This window comes from Archangium violaceum Cb vi76 (assembly GCF_000733295.1).
Classification (GTDB): Bacteria; Myxococcota; Myxococcia; order Myxococcales; family Myxococcaceae; genus Archangium; species Archangium violaceum.
Genome location: NZ_JPMI01000031.1, coordinates 29,388 through 46,146 on the forward strand (window position 1 = coordinate 29,388; position 16,759 = coordinate 46,146).

General features: G+C 69.8%; 16 protein-coding genes and 1 other RNA gene. 9 read left to right on the forward strand and 8 right to left on the reverse strand.

Going from position 1 to position 16,759, the window contains the following annotated elements; genetic code table 11:
* Positions 1–36 precede the first annotated feature (36 nt).
* The 4 genes from Q664_RS05695 to Q664_RS05710 all read left to right on the forward strand — a co-directional run bounded on the left by Q664_RS05695 (position 37) and on the right by Q664_RS05710 (position 5,264).
* On the forward strand, positions 37–1,407 hold the full coding sequence (locus Q664_RS05695) for a cytochrome P450 (RefSeq protein ID WP_043390672.1): 1,371 nt from the start codon (positions 37–39) through the stop codon (positions 1,405–1,407).
* Positions 1,408–1,416: 9 nt separating this feature from the next.
* Entirely contained in the window at positions 1,417–2,265 is an 849-nt protein-coding gene (locus Q664_RS05700) for an MBL fold metallo-hydrolase (RefSeq protein WP_043390674.1), read from the forward strand.
* Positions 2,266–2,526: 261 nt separating this feature from the next.
* Complete coding sequence (locus Q664_RS05705; protein WP_043390676.1) at positions 2,527–3,516, forward strand: D-alanine--D-alanine ligase; 990 nt, start codon at positions 2,527–2,529, stop codon at positions 3,514–3,516.
* 230 nt (positions 3,517–3,746) lie between these two features.
* A complete protein-coding gene (locus Q664_RS05710) occupies positions 3,747–5,264 on the forward strand; it encodes a cellulose synthase family protein (protein WP_043390678.1) in 1,518 nt (505 codons plus the stop codon).
* Positions 5,265–5,322: 58 nt separating this feature from the next.
* On the opposite strand, the gene Q664_RS05715 is transcribed toward Q664_RS05710, so the two are convergent.
* A complete protein-coding gene (locus tag Q664_RS05715) occupies positions 5,323–5,892 on the reverse strand; it encodes a hypothetical protein (RefSeq protein WP_043390680.1) in 570 nt (189 codons plus the stop codon).
* An 84-nt stretch (positions 5,893–5,976) separates the two neighbouring features.
* On the opposite strand from Q664_RS05715, the gene Q664_RS05720 reads away from it, so the two are divergent.
* Positions 5,977–6,975 carry a PEGA domain-containing protein gene (locus tag Q664_RS05720; RefSeq protein ID WP_043390682.1) on the forward strand — a complete coding sequence of 333 codons (999 nt, stop codon included), beginning with the start codon at positions 5,977–5,979 and terminating at the stop codon, positions 6,973–6,975.
* Between the two features lie 3 nt (positions 6,976–6,978).
* On the opposite strand, the gene Q664_RS05725 is transcribed toward Q664_RS05720, so the two are convergent.
* Positions 6,979–7,263 carry a DUF4180 domain-containing protein gene (locus Q664_RS05725; RefSeq protein ID WP_052517715.1) on the reverse strand — a complete coding sequence of 95 codons (285 nt, stop codon included), beginning with the start codon at positions 7,261–7,263 and terminating at the stop codon, positions 6,979–6,981.
* Between the two features lie 89 nt (positions 7,264–7,352).
* Positions 7,353–7,760 carry a hypothetical protein gene (locus tag Q664_RS05730; protein WP_043390684.1) on the reverse strand — a complete coding sequence of 136 codons (408 nt, stop codon included), beginning with the start codon at positions 7,758–7,760 and terminating at the stop codon, positions 7,353–7,355.
* 458 nt (positions 7,761–8,218) lie between these two features.
* Between Q664_RS05730 and Q664_RS05735 the strand changes: the two genes are divergently transcribed.
* The gene (locus Q664_RS05735) at positions 8,219–9,991 is read left to right on the forward strand and encodes a M1 family aminopeptidase (protein ID WP_043390685.1); all 1,773 of its coding nucleotides are present in this window, start codon (positions 8,219–8,221) and stop codon (positions 9,989–9,991) included.
* A 3-nt stretch (positions 9,992–9,994) separates the two neighbouring features.
* Here the strand turns inward: Q664_RS05735 and ftsY are convergent, their stop codons facing one another.
* Positions 9,995–11,575: a signal recognition particle-docking protein FtsY gene (gene ftsY / locus Q664_RS05740; protein WP_043390687.1), complete on the reverse strand. Its 1,581-nt coding sequence runs from the start codon at positions 11,573–11,575 to the stop codon at positions 9,995–9,997.
* 130 nt (positions 11,576–11,705) lie between these two features.
* Here ftsY and Q664_RS05745 point away from each other — a divergent pair, with 130 nt between their 5' ends.
* A complete protein-coding gene (locus Q664_RS05745; RefSeq protein WP_043390689.1) occupies positions 11,706–12,263 on the forward strand; it encodes a hypothetical protein in 558 nt (185 codons plus the stop codon).
* 13 nt (positions 12,264–12,276) lie between these two features.
* Here Q664_RS05745 and rnpB read toward each other — a convergent pair.
* The 3 genes from rnpB to Q664_RS05755 form a co-directional block, all read right to left on the reverse strand.
* Positions 12,277–12,668, reverse strand: an RNA gene (rnpB, locus tag Q664_RS51640) — RNase P RNA component class A.
* Positions 12,669–12,727: 59 nt separating this feature from the next.
* Positions 12,728–13,363 carry a ribonuclease HI family protein gene (locus Q664_RS51620; RefSeq protein ID WP_052517716.1) on the reverse strand — a complete coding sequence of 212 codons (636 nt, stop codon included), beginning with the start codon at positions 13,361–13,363 and terminating at the stop codon, positions 12,728–12,730.
* A 9-nt stretch (positions 13,364–13,372) separates the two neighbouring features.
* Complete coding sequence (locus Q664_RS05755; protein WP_043390691.1) at positions 13,373–14,098, reverse strand: zinc ribbon domain-containing protein; 726 nt, start codon at positions 14,096–14,098, stop codon at positions 13,373–13,375.
* Positions 14,099–14,386: 288 nt separating this feature from the next.
* Between Q664_RS05755 and Q664_RS57370 the strand changes: the two genes are divergently transcribed.
* Complete coding sequence (locus Q664_RS57370) at positions 14,387–14,566, forward strand: hypothetical protein (protein ID WP_152621934.1); 180 nt, start codon at positions 14,387–14,389, stop codon at positions 14,564–14,566.
* A gap of 55 nt (positions 14,567–14,621) precedes the next feature.
* Here Q664_RS57370 and Q664_RS05760 read toward each other — a convergent pair whose 3' ends face one another.
* A complete protein-coding gene (locus Q664_RS05760; RefSeq protein WP_043390692.1) occupies positions 14,622–14,912 on the reverse strand; it encodes a TIGR02300 family protein in 291 nt (96 codons plus the stop codon).
* 144 nt (positions 14,913–15,056) lie between these two features.
* On the opposite strand from Q664_RS05760, the gene Q664_RS05765 reads away from it, so the two are divergent.
* Entirely contained in the window at positions 15,057–16,754 is a 1,698-nt protein-coding gene (locus Q664_RS05765) for an AgmX/PglI C-terminal domain-containing protein (protein ID WP_043390694.1), read from the forward strand.
* The last annotated feature ends 5 nt before the right edge of the window (positions 16,755–16,759 follow it).

Consider the following 16,759-nt stretch of genomic DNA (forward strand, 5'->3'; position numbering starts at 1 on the left):
TCGCGCGGCCTTCGAGCGGAGTAGGATGAGCGCGTGATGACGGCAACGCGAGAGGCCCCGGGGCCGAAGGGCCACTGGTTCTGGGGGAGTCTGCGTGAGCGGCGCCGTGAGTCACTCGGGTTCCTCGTGCGGATGCACCGCGAGTACGGCGACGTGGTGCAGTGGCGGATGGGGCCCGTGAACCGGGTGCTGTCGCTGGTGAACCCGGAGCACGTGCGGCACGTGCTGGTGGAGAACGTGGGCCGGTACTCGAAGGGCTCGGGGGCGCAGCGGTTGAGCACCATGCTGGGCAATGGCCTGCTGACGAGCGAGGGCCCGTTCTGGATGAGGCAGCGGCGGCTCGCGCAGCCCGCCTTCCATCGCGAGCGGCTGATGCGGATGGTGGGGATGATGGGGGAAGAGGTGGAACGGATGGTGGAGCGGTGGAAGGCGCGCTCCGACACCTCCGCTCCGGTGGAGATGGCGGACGAGATGGCGCGCACGACGCTCTCCATCGCGAGCCGGGCGCTCTTCTCCACGCAGGTGCTGGGCGAGGCGGACCGTGTCCTGCCCTCGCTGACGGTGGGGCAGCAGGTGGTGAACGAGCGGGTGCTCTCGCTGTTTCCGTTGCCGCTCTCCCTGCCCACGCCAGGCAACCGCGCGTTCCTCCGGGCGCGCCAGACGCTCGACTCGGTCGTCTTCGACATCATCGCGCGCCGCCGCCGGGGAGAGACGCAGGGGCAGGACCTGCTGGCGATGTTGATGGAGGCGCAGGACGCGGAGACGGGCGAGCGGATGACGGACGCGCAATTGCGCGACGAGCTGATGACGCTCTTCATCGCCGGCTATGAGACGACGGCCAACGCGCTGACGTGGGCGTGGTACCTGCTGTCCCAGCACCCGGAGGTGGAGCAGCGGGCACGGAGCGAGGTGGCCGAGGTGCTCGGGGAGCGTGCGGCCGGGCCCGAGGACATTCCGAAGCTGCGCTACCTCGCGCAGGTGCTCGAGGAGAGCATGCGCCTGTATCCACCGGCCTGGGTCATGGTGCGGCAGGCGCGGGAGGAGGATGTGCTCGATGGCATCCGCATTCCGGCGGATCCGCGCCTCATCGTGGCCGTGTCGCCCTATGTGATTCACCGCCAGCCCCGGTTCTGGCCGGAGCCAGAGCGGTTCGACCCGGAGCGCTTCTCACCCGAGCGCGCGGCGGAGCGGCCGAAGTGGGTGTACCTGCCGTTCGGTGCGGGCCAGCGCCACTGCATCGGCAGCCACTTCGCGATGATGGAGATGGTGCTGGTGCTCGCGGGGGTGCTGCGGCGCTTCCGGCCGCGGCTCGTGCCCGGGCGGACGGTCGAACTGGAGCCGCTGGTGGCACTCCGGCCCAGGGGCGGTCTGCCCATGTTGCTGGAGCCCGTGCGGGCCACCGGTTAGCCTCCCGGGATGCTCACCGAGGTCAGCGCGGGGCCCTATACGATTCGAGGCATCTCGGTCGGCGGCGTGTACACGTCGCTGCAAGTGCCGGAGCTCGGCGTGGTGCTCGATGCCGGAGTGCCCATCCGCTCCTTCGCTGGGACGGACCGCATCTTCCTGAGCCACGGCCACTCCGACCACGCGAGCGCGCTCGGGTCTCTGCTCGGCATCCGCACGCTCATCGGCAAGCCACCTCCGCAGGTGTTCCTGCCCGCGGAGATCGAAGCGCCCGTGCGCGAGGCCCTCGCGGTTCAGGGGAGGTTGCATCGGACCGAGACCGACATCGAGACCGTGCCGATGCACCCGGGGGACACGCATCACCTCGGGCACGGGCTGTGGGTGCGCGCCTTCCGCACGCACCACAAGGTGCCTTCGCTCTGCTACCAGTTCTTCCGCCGCGTCTCGAAGCTCAAGCCCGAGTTCCAGAGCCTGCCCCCCTCGGAGATCGGCCGGCGGCGCCAGGCGGGTGAGCCCCTCTTCGATGAAATGGATCGGCTGGAGCTGGCCTATGCCACCGACACGCTCTCGCACGTGCTGGAGACCGCTCCATCGCTGCTCGACTGCCGGGTGCTCATCATGGAGTGCACGTTCATCGACTCCAAGCGCACGGTGCAGGATGCGCAGGAGCGCCTGCACATCCATCTGGATGAGATCCTCGCGCGGGCCGAGAGCTTCCAGAACGAGGCCCTGGTGCTGATGCACTTCAGCCAGGCCTACAGCCCTGATGAAGTACACGCCGTGATTCAGGCGCGTGCCCCCGAGAGTCTGCGCGAGAAGCTCCGTATTTTTGCTCCCACCTCGGGACGCTGGTTCGGGTGAACAGCGGGGAGGACGGGCCCGGATACCCTCACCCCGTCCCTCTCCCGGGGGGAGAGGGGATGGCGCGCGGGGTGGTTCGGCGTGGTCCGAGGGCCACGCCGTGGTCTTCCGGACACGCTCGCTCCGTGTGGGTCCCCGCTCTCCGTGTCTCGAAGTGCCCGGGAAGACGGCACTTTCGAGCAGCCGGGCGAGCACGCGTGCACTCACGCCCCGTTGGCATCCCGCGTGCTCTAGCCCCCTGGCAAGGAGGAATCCAAAGTCATGGGCAAGCGCGTCGGTGTTCTGATGGGGGGTTGGGGCGAGGAGCGGGAGATTTCGTTGAAGACGGGTGAGGCGGTGGTGGCGGCCCTCGAGTCTCGCGGCCACACGGTGAGCCGCATCTTCGCCGGCCCCGGGCTGGACCGCGCCCTGCGCTCGGCCGAGCTCGACGTGGCCTTCCTCGCCCTCCACGGCCGCATGGGCGAGGACGGCAAGGTGCAGGGCCTGCTGGAGCTCATGGGGCTGCCTTATACGGGCTCGGGCGTGCTGGCCTCCGCGCTGGCCATGAACAAGCCCATGGCCAAGAAGCTCTTCCGCCTGCACAACCTCCCCACCCCCATGGGCTACCGCCTCGGCCGCGCCGACGTCCCGCGCTCCCTGGAGCTCCACGGTGACCTCGGCTTCCCCTGCGTGGTGAAGCCCGCGTGTGGCGGCTCCTCCCTGGGCCTCTCCGTGGTGCGTGAGCCCGAGGCGCTCGCCGCCGCCGTGGCCCAGGCCTGCCGCTTCGGCGGCGAGGCCCTCGTGGAGCGCATGGCGCGCGGCCGCGAGGTGACCGTGGGCATCCTCGGCGAGGAGGTGCTCGGCACCTGTGAGATCGCCACCCCTCGCGAGGGCTTCGACTACGATGCCAAGTACAAGGGCGGCTCGCGCTACTTCCTCCCCGCGCGCCTGTCCCCCACGCGCGTGGCCAACGTGGAGTCGCTCGCGCTCGCTGCCTGGCGCGCCCTGGGCTGCCGCGGCTACGGCCGGGTGGATCTCATCTGCTCGGAGGATGAGAACGACGTCATCCTCGAGGTGAACACGCTGCCCGGCATGACTCCCGTGAGCCTGCTGCCGAAGATTGCGGCCCAAAAGGGGCTCGATTTCCCCGCGCTCGTGGAGCACATCCTGTCGCTCGCCACGCGCGACGAGGTGGACGTGACCGAGGCGCCGCTCGCCCCGGAACCGCCCGCCGCCGTGCCCGTCGCGGTGGCCCAGCGCGCCGCGAGTTGAGGTCGCACCGCGGGTGCGGCGCCAGACAACCATTTGACAGGCTCTTGACGCGTCCCTATTGTCCGGCGCTCGTTGTGAACCGGTAAAGACAAAACCTTGTCTTTCCGGGCACATACGTGGCGGGGGGCCCCGAGGGACCGAGTGCGGCGGTCCGCGCGGGTCGGTGTTTCAAACTCCGCCGAGCAGCGTAAGGACCGCGGCGACTTCACCCGCGGGAGGGGCCAGGTCAGATGACCACCGTCGAGATCATCTTCTTGGGCGTGTACTTCAGCGTCCTGTGCGTGCTCGCGGTCTACGGATCGCACCGCTACCGGATGGCGTATCTGTACTACCGCCACAAGTTCAGGCTGCCCACGCCCAAGGGCGTGCTTCCGGCGTTGCCTCGGGTCACCATCCAACTGCCCATCTTCAACGAGATGTACGTGGTGGAGCGCCTGGTGGAGTCGGTGTGCCGCATCGACTACCCGCGCGAGCTGCTGGAGATCCAGGTGCTGGACGACTCCACGGACGAGACGTGCGGCATCGCCCGCGCCTGCGTGGAGCGCCACCGGCAGAAGGGCCACGACATCGTCTACATCCACCGCGAGAACCGCTCGGGCTTCAAGGCGGGCGCGCTGGAGAACGGCCTGAAGACGGCCACCGGCGAGTACATCGCCGTGTTCGACGCGGACTTCGTGCCCAGCCCGGACTTCCTGCTGCGCACGGTGCCCTTCTTCGCCGACTCCAAGGTGGGCATGGTGCAGGTGCGCTGGGGCCACCTCAACCGTGAGTTCTCCATCCTCACCGAGGCCCAGAGCATCTTCCTGGACGGCCACTTCATCATCGAGCACACCGCGCGCAACCGCGCCGGCTGCTTCTTCAACTTCAACGGCACCGCCGGCATCTGGCGCCGCATCACCATCTCCGACGCGGGCGGCTGGCAGCACGACACGCTCACCGAGGACCTGGACCTGAGCTACCGCGCCCAGGTGAAGGGCTGGCAGTTCATCTTCCTGCCCGAGGTCATCTCCCCGGCCGAGCTGCCGGTGGACATGAACGCCTTCAAGAGCCAGCAGCACCGCTGGGCCAAGGGCTCCATCCAGACGGCGCGCAAGCTGCTGCCGATGATCCTCAAGAGCGACCTGCCCTTCGCCGTCAAGCGCGAGGCCTTCTTCCACCTCACCAACAACATGGCCTACCTGTTGATGGTGCTGCTCAGCGCGCTCATGCCGCTGTCCATGGTGGTGCGCTTCCAGCACGGCCTGTACGGCACGCTCTTCCTGGACCTGCCCTTCTTCATCAGCGCCACCGCCAGCGTCTGCGTCTTCTACGTGGCCGCCCAGCGCGAGCAGGGCGCCAAGGGTTGGGATCGCTTCAAGTACCTGCCCTTCCTCATGAGCCTGGGCATCGGCATGGCCATCAGCAACGCCAAGGCCGTCATCGAGGCGCTGCTGGGCCAGCAGTCCGCCTTCGCCCGCACCCCGAAGACCGGTGCCGAGGGCAAGAAGATCACCGCCATCAAGAAGAGCTACCGCGGCAGCAAGACCCTGCTGCCCCTCATCGAGCTCGGCTTCGCCACCTACTTCCTGGGCGCGCTCTGGTTCGCCATCGACAAGCGCATCTGGGGCTCGGTGCCCTTCATCTTCCTGTTCCTCGCCGGCTTCGCCTACGTCGGCCTCTCCAGCCTCCTGGAGGGCCGCCTGAAGGTCTCCGAGTCCGCTCCCGCTCCCATGCCGGTGTCCGAGGAGCAGACCCGCCGCGCCGCGTAGTGGGAACCGGGGTGGGGAAGACCCTCACCCCGACCCTCTCCCAGGGGGAGAGGGAGTTTCAGGTGCCGCCGTCTCCGGCCGTGGGCGTGGTCCCCGCATCCGGGACGCCCGCGTCCGGAGTCCCCGCGTCGGGTGTGGCCCTCAGCAGCCGCTGGTCCTTCCACACCGGCTGCGGACCGCTGGGCGCCGGGCGGCAGTCCTCGTCGATGGCCGTGGAGGCGATCGAACGCAGCGTCAGGCCCTTGTCGTCACACACCACCGCCCGCGTCGGGAAGCGCATCGGGCAGGCCGCGCCCCCGGTGGTGAACGTGGTGGAGCGCGTCTCGCCCACGAAGCCGTCCGACGTGCGGTTCAGCACGATGCTCACCGTGGAGCCCCCATCCGCCTGGGCTTCCAGGCCCTGCCGGGTGCGCGCCAGCGTCAACGTCAGCGTGCCCCCGTCATCCTCGCCCACGTAGCGGAACGCGGGGTTCTCCGTGTGGTGGTACTCGCCTGCCTGGTTCTTCTCGCACCCGGGGGGCACCTGGATGGGGGGCGGCGCCGGGGGCTGGCCAGGGGTCCGGGCCGGGCAGGCCGTGAGGGCGGCCGCGAGGCCACCCGCTGCGATCCACATGATCTTTCGGGACATGGGAGGGGATCTTCCCTCAACCCGCCTCCGAGGTGGGCTCCTGTTTGACCCCTTTCTCGTGACTCTCTAACCTTTGTACCCGCCATGCTCCTGCGCCGCGCCTCCCTGATCGCGTTGCTCCTGTGCCTCGCCGCGCCGTCCTCCTACGCGCAGGGGATGGATGATCTCCTCGCGCCCCTGGCGCCCTCCTCGTCCGCGAAGAAGGGCAAGGGGAAGACGACCCAGCGCCGCACACCCAAGGACACGAAGAAGAAGGCCCCGAAGGCCGCCAAGGGGGCCAAGGGCAAGAAGGGCAAGGGCGCCAAGGCCGTGGAGCCGGAGGAGCAGGCGGACGCGCAGGCCGAGGGGTCCGATCTCCTCGCGCCCCTCGTCAAGAAGACCGAGCTGCTCGTGAAGCTGGGCGGCACCTCCGCCCGCGGGGCGCGCTTCTTCCTGAATGAGCAGGAACTGGGGGCGATGCCCAAGGGCCCCATCGAGGTGGACCCCGGTGACCATGTCGTCGCCGTGCGCAAGTCCGGCTACCGCGACTTCTCCCGCCGTATCACCGCCAAGGAGGGTGAGCTCACCGAGGTGACCGCGCTGCTCGAGCCCACCTCGGGCTTCGTCTCCGTGAAGGCCGATGTCGAGGGCGCCCGCGTCCTCATCAACGGCGATGACAAGGGCGTGGCCCCGCTCGACAGCCTCATGCTCCCGGCCGGCTCCTACGAGATCGTCGTCCAGCGTGAAGGCTTCCGTTCCGAGTCGCAGCGCATCGCCGTTCGCGCCGGCAAGGAGTACACCGTCTCCGTCAACCTGCGTCCCGAGGCCCTCGCGCAGTCCGACAAGCCGAAGGCCGCGAATCTCACGCCGTCCCTCTCGGACCCCTCGCCGCTCACCCCGCAGCCGACTCCGGCCGTCGCCTCGGCGAGCCCGCTCACCAGCCGCTGGTACTTCTGGGCCGGCGTGGGCGCCGTGGTCACCGCCGCCGCCGTCGGCACGGTGATGGCCACCTCGCAGCAGCCCCTGGACCCCAACAAGGTCTGCGGTACCACCTGCGATGGCGTCATCAACCGCCCCTCTGGGGGCGGGTTGTTCCAGTTCTGAGGTTCACGCGTCAGGCGCGGAGCCAGGCTTCGCCTTCTTGAAGCGCTCTCCGTGGGCTTCCGGGTGGGGCACGACGAGCGCCACGCGCAGCCGGTAGTTCACGAACTTCTGTAGGAACTCGCCCGCCAACCCGGTGCGAAGGTTGAAGAACTCCGGAGCGAGCTCCTCCTCGGTGAAGAGGATTCCCTCCGCCCCGAAGCATGCGCCGATGGCATCGGCCACGTCCCGGACGGAACGGATGGAGAGGCCCGCTTCGGAGGCTACGAGGACGCCGCGTTCTTCACCCATGTCATCCAAGGCTACGTCATCGCGGCCGGGACGGGCTACCAGGGTGCTCGAGAGGTCAGCTCCGGCTGCCCGTGAGCCGCTGAAGCAGCTCAGGGCTCGTAGGCGCGCAGCTGGTGGTCCAGTTGCCGCGCCAGCTCGGGGTCGAGGTTCCGGGCCGTGCGCACGGCTTCCCGCAGCGCGCGGACCTGCGCGGCCGAGGGACTGGCGGAGAAGCTCCGGAAGGACGCGTCCAGCCAGCTCCTGAGGCGCGCTCGGACCCGCGCCCGCGCCAGGTCGTCCGGGTAGTCCGTCTCGTAGAAGCTGACCTGGCGCAGCGCCTCGTCCAGGCCGCGCACGTCCTCCGGGCCCAGGTGGGAGAGGAGGTGGTGCAGCGCGATGGCGAGCGAGCGGGCCTTGTCTTCCGAAGCGGAGAACAGCTTCCGGAAGAGGGGAGCACCAGGGTCGGCTCGTTCTGGGCGCCGAGTGTTGGCAGCAGGGGCTCGTGGTGGGGTCCCCACGCGGACAGTGCCTCCATCAGCGCCCGGGCACGGGTCGAGAGGTTTGTCATGGTGACTCCAGGACGTGCACGGCGTGGCCGCGCTGACGCGGGGGAGGAACGCACCCCGGGGAGCACCGGGATAGGCTCGTCACGTGCTCACTTTCTACCATGTGCAGCTCGATGGATTTCCGGACAGGACGGGCATCTCTGGGAGCCCGAGGCGTTCTCCCTGCTGCGGGAGCGGCTCGAGGAAGACGGCCGCCGGGCGCTGGGGTTGCCGCGGATGGAGTCCCCCTCGGACTCGAGCCGGCTGGAGCGGCGCAAGCGCCGGGGGAAGTTGAAGCGCGTGAAGCCGTGAGGGCCACGGGTGAGAAACAGGGGCCCGGAGTGTTCACGGGTGGAGCACTGTGACAGGCACCCTCACCCCGGCCCTCTCCCGAGGGGAGAGGGAGGGCTGGGCGGTGTAACATCCGTTTCATGCTCGCCTACCTGCGTCGCTGGCCGCTGCTGGCTCTGCTGCTCGTGCCCGGGGTTGCTCCCGCCGAGGGCTTCGTCCCGCCCGAGGTGCAGTTCTCCCTCCAGCACCTCAAGTCCGAGGAGAAGGCCCGCGCCGCACAGGCGCTCGGACCCCTGGAGAACCTGCCCCGCTACCAGGTCCAGCTCGAGGTGGATCCCAAGACGCGCAAGGTGAAGGGACATCTGCGCGTGGAGTTGTTCGTGCGCAACCGTCCGCTGGACGCCGTCCACCTGCGCGTCACCCCCAATGCCTTCGAGCCGCGCGTGGAGCTCTCCGAGGTGAAGGTGGACGGGAAGCCGGTGATGCCGGAGCGTCCCGAGGACGGTCTCTACCGCCTGCCTCTGGCCAGCCCCGTGGCTCCGGGCGGCTCGGTGGTGGTGGACCTGGACCTGGAGGCACGCGTGCCGCGTGCTCAGCCCGGCTCCACGTCTCTGCTGGGTTCGCTCGGCTCGTCGGAGGGGGGAGGGGACTACGGCGCCTTCGCCGCCATGGACGACTTCATGAGCCTGGTGGGCGTGGTGCCCCTGGTGCCTCCCCTCGACACGAGCGGCAATCCCTGGGCCGGTCCCTCGGGCGTGGGCGACCTCGCGCTGTACGAACCCTCGAACGTGCTCGCCAACGTCACCGTTCCCTCGGGCTGGAAGGTGTTCGCCACGGGCGTCCCCATGGGCGAGCTGCCCCAGAAGGATGGCCGCATCCGCTACACCTTCGCGGCGGGCGCGGTGCGGGACTTCCCCGTGTTCGCCTCGCGCGGCTATCAGAGCGCCACCACCACGGTGAATGGGGTCACCGTGGAGAGCCACTTCGCCGCCCGTGACGCCGCGGTGGGCAAGCGCGTGCTGAAGTACACCCGTGACGTGCTCACCGAGTTCGAGCGCCGCCTCGGGCCGCTGCCGTTCAAGTACTTCCGCGTGGTGGAGGCCCCGCTGGCCGGTGGCGCGGGCGGCATGGAGTTCCCCGGCCTCGTCACCGTGGGCACGGCCCTCTACCGGGGGGCGGCGGATCCGAACAGCGTGCTCCAGGGCGTGCCGGGCATGGGGCAGATGCAGCAGCTGCTGGAGGCCATGGGCGGGGACACGGCACCGCTCGCGCAGCTGGGCCAGTCGCTGGAGCGCACGCTCGAGTTCACCGTGGCCCACGAGGTGGCGCACCAGTACTTCGCCGCGCTGGTGGGCTCGGATCCCATCCACATGCCGGTGGTGGATGAGACGCTCGCCCAGTACGCGGCGCTGCTCTACATGGAGTGGAAGCACGGGCGCGCGGTGGCGGAGCGGATGCGCGAGGAGACGCTCGTGGGCTCCTACCACCTGTACCGGCTCTCGGGCGGCAAGGACGGCCCGGCGGACCGGCCCACCTCCGAGTTCGACGACTCCATGCAGTACGGCGCGCTGGTGTACGGCAAGGCGCCCCTGCTGCACCACGCCTCACGCAAGCTCGTGGGGGACGAGGCCTTCTTCAAGGCCCTGCGCTCCTACGTGGACGCGTACCGCTTCAAGTGGACGTGCGGCGACTGCTTCACCCGCGAGCTGGCCAAGGCGAGCCCCTCGAAGGCCCAGGCGCTCGAGCAGTTGCGCGTGCGCTGGTGGCAGGAGGCCCACGGAGACGAGGACCTCGGCAATCCCAACATGGGCGCCATGCTCGGCGCCGGCATGAATGGGGAGGCGCTGGACCCGGAGACGCTCAAGCTCATGGAGGAGCTGCTTCCGGGCCTGATGAAGGGACAGGAGGAGTAGGCGTTAGTCGAACAGCGCCTGGACGAACTCCTTGGGCTCGAAGCGGCGCAGGTCGGCGACCTTCTCGCCGACGCCCACCCACACCACGGGCAGCTTCAGCTCGTCGGCGATGCCGATGATGACGCCGCCCTTGGCCGTGCCGTCCAGCTTCGTCAGCGCGATGGCCGTCACACCCACCGCCTCGTGGAACTGCCTGGCCTGCTGAATGGCGTTCTGCCCGTTGGTGGAGTCCAGCACCAGCAGCACCTCGTGGGGAGCCCCGGGAAGCGCCTTGTCGATGACGCGCTTCACCTTCTTCAGCTCGTCCATCAGGCTCACCTTGGTGTGGAGCCGGCCCGCCGTGTCCGCGATGACCACGTCGGCGCCCGTCTCCCGCCCCTTCTTGATGGCCTCGAACACCACCGAGCTGGGATCCGCGCCCTCCACCCCCTTCACCAGCTCCGCCTTGGCCCGGTCCGCCCACACGTCGAGCTGCTCGGTGGCCGCCGCGCGGAACGTGTCGCCCGCCGCCAGCAGCACCTTCTTGCCCTGGCCCGTCAGCTTCGCCGACAGCTTGCCGATCGTCGTCGTCTTCCCCGCGCCGTTGACGCCCACCACCATCACCACGTGCGGCGGGCCTCCACCCTCCAGCGTGCGCGGCACCGGCAGGTCCACGATGCGCGTCACCTCCTCGCGGATGAGGTCCTTGATGCGGTTGGCGTCGCTCAGCTCGTTGCGCTTGAGCTTGTCTCGCGCCACCTCCACCAGGCTGGACGCGGTGCGCACGCCGATGTCCGCCGTGAAGAGGATCTCCTCCATCTCCGCCAGCACCGACTCGTCCACCTTGCGGTTGGAGCCGAACAGGCCGTTGAGCCGCGCCATGAAGCCCTGGTTGCGCGTCTTGTCCAGGCCCTGCGCCAGCGTCTGGCCCGCCTCGGCCTCGATCTTCGCCCGTGCCGCCGCCTCCGCCGCGCGCCGTGCCTCCTCGGCCGCCGCCTCCTCCCGGGCCTTCTGCTCGGCCACCAGGCGCTCGGCCTCCTCGCGCTCGCGCTTGCGCCGCTCCTTCGCCTCGTCCTCCGCCGCCTTCTTCGCGCGGTACTCGGCGCGCTTCTCCTCCTCCTCACGCTCCTTGAGGGCCCGGACCTCGGCCTCCAGGCGGGCGCGCTCGGTGGCATCCGTGGCGGCCTTCGCGGCGCGCGTGGCCTCCTCGCGCTGACGGGCGAGGGTCTCGGCACGGGCGTGGATCTCCTCCGCCTCACGCAGCCTCGCGAGCTCCGCCTCGCCAGGCGGCAGCTCCACGCGCAGTTGCGGAGTCTCCGCGGGGAGCTCGGGCTTCTCCTCCGCGGACGGCGGCACCGGCTTGCGGCCGGGCTCCTCGGGGCGCTTCTTGAAGAAGAGCTTGCGCGCCGCGGCCACCATCAGGGCCACGAGCAGCACGGTGATGCCCACGCCCACCACCGTGTCCACGGTGCCGCCCTGGGGCGGCGGGGGCGTGCCCGTCTCCGGTACCCCGGGCTGCATCGGAGGGGGGTCCTGGGGCAGCGGAGCGGGCTGCGGAGACGGCGCCTGCGCGAGGAGGAAGGGTAGGGCGGTGGGCGTCTTCATGGCGCGCTCCGCATACCTCAAGATGCCTCCGCGAGTCCCCCCCATCTTCAGCCCCCGCCACACGGCCAACACGTCCCCGGACCACGGGCCGGTGGATGCCGTGCCGGGAAGCCGCTAGAAACAGGGGGCCATGCGCCGTCCCACTCTCCTCGCCCTCCTCGGTTCCGCCACCCTCCTCAGCGCCTGCATCGTCGAGGCCCCTGGCGGCGCCAGCCCCAACGAGCGGCGCCAGGCCGTGGTGTCGCAGGTGCCGCCGCTCTCGGTGCGCAACGGCGCCAACTTCGAGGACAAGGTGGAATTGGTGGCCGCCACCGTGCAGCCCGGCCGCCTCGCTCCCGGCGAGGGCGCCCGCGTCACCGCCTACTTCAAGGTCCTCAAGCCCCTGGAGGAGGACTACATGATCTTCGTCCACGTGGAGGACGCCGAGGGCCGCGCGGAGCGTCTCAACATCGACCACAAGCCGGCCGGTGGCCTCTACCCCACCACCCAGTGGAAGCCCGGTGAGACGGTGAAGGACGAGTTCAACCTCGTGCTCCCTCCCGGCTCCGCCGCCCGCGCCCTCAACATCTGGCTGGGCTTCTGGGACCCGAAGACGGACGCGCGCCTGCAGCTCAAGAATCCGGACGCGGTGCGCAACGACGGGCGCAGCCGCATCCTGCTCGCGCAGGTGCCCGTGGCGCAGCCGTAGGTACAGGGAAAAAAACCGGAGTGGCCCTGTAAGCCGAGTCTTGTCCCCACCCCTTTCGGGATGGGCGGTGAACATTCATCTAGGGCCCTGGTTGCCCAGGGGCCTCATCAGCGAGCAACCCGAACGCATGGGGCGGGCAACCCCTGTCCCCTCGCGGGGACGCGCTCCTATTGGCTCTTGCTCCAGGTGGGGTTTTCCGTGCCGCTCGAGTCACCCCGAGCGCGGTGCGCTCTTACCGCACCGTTTCACCCTTACCGGCCCCTCGCGGAACCGGCGGTTTGTTTTCTGTGGCACTGTCCTGCGAGTCGCCTCGACTGGCCGTTAGCCAGCACCCTGCCCTCTGGAGCTCGGACTTTCCTCCCGTCACCCGTTCCCGCGGTGACCAGCGTTCACCCGGACCACTCCGGCACACGCCTCATACAACACAGGGGGGCCCGAGGTCACTCCGGCAGGAGGCTCCCGGCTCACATCCGCTCGTCGATGGCCCGGTTGCTCATCTCGTCGGCCGCCTTGTTCTTCTCGCGCGGCACGTGGGTGAGCTTCACCCGGGAGAACTGCTCGAGCAGCTCCGAGGCCTCCTCATAGAGGGGGCGGAGCGTGGGACTCTTCACCTGGTAGCGCCCCTGGAGCTGGCGGATGAGCAGCTCGCTGTCGGCGAGCACCTCCAGCTCCTTCACGCCCAGGCTCCGGGCGTGCTTCAGGCCGAGCAGCAGGCCCATGTACTCGGCGTAGTTGTTCGTCTGGGTGCCCAGGAACCTGCCGAGCCGGGCCACCACCCGTCCCTCGGCGTCCATGAGCACCGCGCCAGCTCCGGCGGGACCCGGGTTGCCCCGCGCGGCCCCGTCCGAGAAGAGCTTCAGGCTCGAGGGGACGGCTCCTGGAGCGGGTGACTCCTGGGGCAGGGGCGGGACCGTACGGGAGGGGCGACGCGGCTCGGTGGCCGGAGGTTCGGGCGCACGCGTCGCGAGCTGGGTGGCCGCTGCTTCCAGGAGGCGGCCCAGATCCTCGCGGGTGAGGCCGGGAAAAGCCCGCACCGTTCCCGAGAGCGGCTCCTCACGTCCGATGTGGCGGAGGATGTCGGCCAGGTCCGGTGGGGCCATCGCGCGGGGCTACTTCGCCGCCGGCGTTTCGAGCGCCTCGACGGCGTAGATGATGCGGTTGCAGGACGGGCAGATGTCCGTGCCCAGCGACACGCGCAGGTTGTTGTAGAGCTGCGGGGGCACGTTCATGTTGCAGCCCTGGCAGGTCCCGGCCACCACGCCCACCATCGCTGGAAGCTTCTTCTTGCGGATGGTCTCGTAGCGGCGCAGCAGCGTGGCGTCCACGCCCGCGGCCACCGTGGAGCGCTTGCCCTCGAGCGTCTTCACTTGACCCTCGGCCTGGCTCTGCTTGCCGCGCAGCTCGTTCATCCGCGAGGACAACTGCTCCTGGCGGGTGGCGAACTCGGCCTCCTTGGCCTTCACCGCCTCGCGCGCCGCGCCGAGCGTCTTGGTGAGCTCCACCAGCTCGTCGGACATCGTCTGGTTCGCCTTCTTGGCGATGTCGATCTCCCGGGCCAGGGCGGAGTATTCGCGGGTGGAGCGCTGCTCGGCGAGCCGCGCCTCCCACTTCTTCACCTTGTCCTTCTCGTCCGAGATGTTCTGCTCGAGCGTCGTCTTCTGCCGCTCGATGTCGGCCACCCGGGTGCGCTCCGCCTCGATGGCGCTGCGCGCCGCGCCCAGCTCGCGCTCCAGCTCCGCCAACTGCCGGGGATGCACGTCCGCGGCCTTCCGGAGCGAGGCGACCTCGAGGTCCACCTTCTGCAGCTCCGCCAGCGCCTTCAGTTTCTCCCGCAAAATCGCTGCCTCCATGGGGGGCCCTACCGCGGGGCCCGCGTCCTTCTACCAACAAGGATCTGCACGGTCCAACGCACAAATCGTCTCAGTGTCATCCCTCGTGTTGCGACCAAGCAGGCCGGGTACATGCCGCCGCCGCTCCCGGTGGCCGGGCGCACGCCCGTATGGCCGCTCCAAGGGGCCTTCCCTCCACCTTCCTCCTCCGTCGGTGGAGGGAATGTGGCGAAAAGTTTCCGTCCCGGTGGAAACCTGCTACATGTCTGGTCGATGAAATCAGGGGGACGACCCATGCAGCCGAAGAAACGACCGAGCCCGAGGACGGGAGCAGCCCCTACCCTGTGGGACAAGGGGCAGGCACCCCGGCGGCCGGTAGGCGTGCAGGCGCTGGGCCCGGTGCGCTACGAGCAGCTGCGCCAGGTGCTCCACCAACTCTCCACCCGTCCGAGCGGAACAGCGAAGTCGCGCTGAGCCTGAAAAGCCGAAGGGGGCACCGCCGGGTGGCGGAGCCCCCCTCGTACCGGGCTCAGATCTCCTCGTCCTCCTCGCCGGGAGCCGCTTCGGCGTCCTCGTCTTCGAATTCGGCCAGCTCTTCCTCCTCGCTCTCCGCCGCCGGCTCCTCGGGCTCGATGGGCTCGATGACCTTGGGGATGGAGGACAGACGGCCGCGCCGCCCCTCGGAGGCGGGCTTGAGCGCCGGGCTCTCCCGTTGATCCGCGCCGCACTTCGGGCACAGGGGGTCCGGCTTCTTCATGTCATAGAACTTCGTGCTGCATTTGAAGCAGACGTACTTGTTCCCGAGGTCCTTCGCGGGCATGCGCCACCTTCTGTGTCAAGAGGGTAGGGGGAGGCGGCTCTTAGTTGGGCCGGCAGGCAGAGTCAACCCGATGGTTTGCACTCTACGGCATAGGCGCTAGCATCGCAGATGCTCGCCCTTGTGTGCGCGCGCCGGACAGCCCCCTTGAACTTCTCCTGCAACAAGTGTCAGCGGCGGTACTCCATCGCGGACGACAAGGTCCGCGGCAAGACCGTCAAGGTCCGCTGTAAGAACTGCCAGAACGTCATCTCCGTGGAGGGCCCTCCCGCCGAGACCGAGGAGAGCACGCGCGTCGTGTCCCTGGCGGACGTGGAGCGCCTGCGGGAGCAGGACCGCTCCCTCGCCGAGGAAGAGTCGGCCGCGGCCGTGGCCCAGCCGGCCCCCGCGGCGGCGAACATGTCCTGGGAGGACGAGCCCACCCGGACCATGCCGCTGCGCGACGCGAGCTCTCCCTGGTTCGTGATGGTGAAGAGCAAGCAGGAGGGCCCCCTGGACGAGGGCGCCCTGAGTGAGCTCGTGGCCTCGGGCGCCGTCACGGCGCGCAGCTACTTCTGGCAGCAGGGCATGCCGGACTGGAAGCGGGGGCAGGACATCCCCGAGCTGGCCGGCTTCTTCGCGCCCGCGGCCCCGCCGCCCGCGCCGCCGCCGCCCCCCGCGCGGGCCGCGCCGCCTCCTCCTGTCATGGCGCCGGAGCCCGATCCCTTTCCGGTCGAGCAGTCGGCCACCTCGTGGCAGCCGGACCCGCCCGCGCCCTCGCAGACGACCTGGAACGCCGAACCCGCGCCGCGCCGCGCGGCCTCCGCCCGGCAGGACTCCACCCCGTGGGAGCAGGACCCGGACGCCGCCGTCGCCGCCGGTCCCGACACGGGCTCCGTCGGCTCCGACATGAACGGCGCGCCCCTGGGCGAGCTGTTCTCCGACCTGGACCTCCCCCAGTCCGAGCAGGGCGATGGGGGTGAGCTGGGCATGGACTCGCTGGCGGGCTCCTCGCGGGAGGACCCCCTCGCCGCCCTGGGCAAGGAGCCGGAGCAGCCGCGCAAGCCGGCGGAGAACACCCAGTACTTCGTGAAGAAGGCGGGGATGCACCGGCGCAATCCGGCCTGGAAGATCGCCCTCTTCGTCGTGCTGTTGGTGGCGCTGCCGGTGGGCGTGCTGTACGCGCTCACGGAGATGCAGGTGGTGCCGCTGCGCGTCACCCGCGTGGATTCCAAGGGGCAGGTGGTGCAGCAACCCGTGTCCGTCTTCTCGCCCGAGGGCATCGGCGAGCTGAGGGACCTGATGCTCGGCCGCACCAGGCCGCCGCCGCCCGCGCCTCCGCCCGCCCCGAAGACCGAGGCGAAGCCGGAGAAGAAGGCCGAGGCGAAGCCGGCTCCCACCGAGGAGGCCGCGAAGCCGGCGGAGACGCCGCAGGACCCGGCCGCCCAGCCGCCCGAGGGCGAGGAGCAGAAGGCCGTGGCCGCCCTCTACGGCGAGGGCGAGAAGAAGGACGTGGGCCCCGAGGTGCGCGAGAACACCGAGGTGGCTCCCACCGACTCGGCCGCGCAGTCCGGCCCGCCCCCGGAGGCGCTCGACCGCGTGGTGAAGCAGTCGCAGACGGCCTTCAAGTCCTGCATCGACCAGGCGCTGCGCAAGAACCCGAAGCTGCGCGACGGCAAGCTGCTGCTCACCGCCACCGTGGGCAGCTCCGGCACGGTGAAGAAGGTGTCCTTCGACCGCGACGACATCAACGGCTCGGCCATGGGCAACTGCATCAAGGCCCGCGCCCGCCGCATGGTGTTCCCCTCCTTCGAGGGGGATGACGTCGAGGTCGAGATTCCGCTCGTCCTCAGCAAGTCCATGTAGCGCGA

Coding starts and splice junctions, on each gene's coding strand:
- Q664_RS05695 (WP_043390672.1), top strand. CDS start 37: ATGACGGCAACGCGAGAGGCCCCGGGGCCGAAGGGCCACTGGTTCTGG.
- Q664_RS05700 (WP_043390674.1), top strand. CDS start 1,417: ATGCTCACCGAGGTCAGCGCGGGGCCCTATACGATTCGAGGCATCTCG.
- Q664_RS05705 (WP_043390676.1), top strand. CDS start 2,527: ATGGGCAAGCGCGTCGGTGTTCTGATGGGGGGTTGGGGCGAGGAGCGG.
- Q664_RS05710 (WP_043390678.1), top strand. CDS start 3,747: ATGACCACCGTCGAGATCATCTTCTTGGGCGTGTACTTCAGCGTCCTG.
- Q664_RS05715 (WP_043390680.1), bottom strand. CDS start 5,892: ATGTCCCGAAAGATCATGTGGATCGCAGCGGGTGGCCTCGCGGCCGCC.
- Q664_RS05720 (WP_043390682.1), top strand. CDS start 5,977: ATGCTCCTGCGCCGCGCCTCCCTGATCGCGTTGCTCCTGTGCCTCGCC.
- Q664_RS05725 (WP_052517715.1), bottom strand. CDS start 7,263: ATGGGTGAAGAACGCGGCGTCCTCGTAGCCTCCGAAGCGGGCCTCTCC.
- Q664_RS05735 (WP_043390685.1), top strand. CDS start 8,219: ATGCTCGCCTACCTGCGTCGCTGGCCGCTGCTGGCTCTGCTGCTCGTG.
- ftsY (WP_043390687.1), bottom strand. CDS start 11,575: ATGAAGACGCCCACCGCCCTACCCTTCCTCCTCGCGCAGGCGCCGTCT.
- Q664_RS05745 (WP_043390689.1), top strand. CDS start 11,706: ATGCGCCGTCCCACTCTCCTCGCCCTCCTCGGTTCCGCCACCCTCCTC.
- Q664_RS51620 (WP_052517716.1), bottom strand. CDS start 13,363: ATGGCCCCACCGGACCTGGCCGACATCCTCCGCCACATCGGACGTGAG.
- Q664_RS57370 (WP_152621934.1), top strand. CDS start 14,387: ATGCAGCCGAAGAAACGACCGAGCCCGAGGACGGGAGCAGCCCCTACC.
- Q664_RS05760 (WP_043390692.1), bottom strand. CDS start 14,912: ATGCCCGCGAAGGACCTCGGGAACAAGTACGTCTGCTTCAAATGCAGC.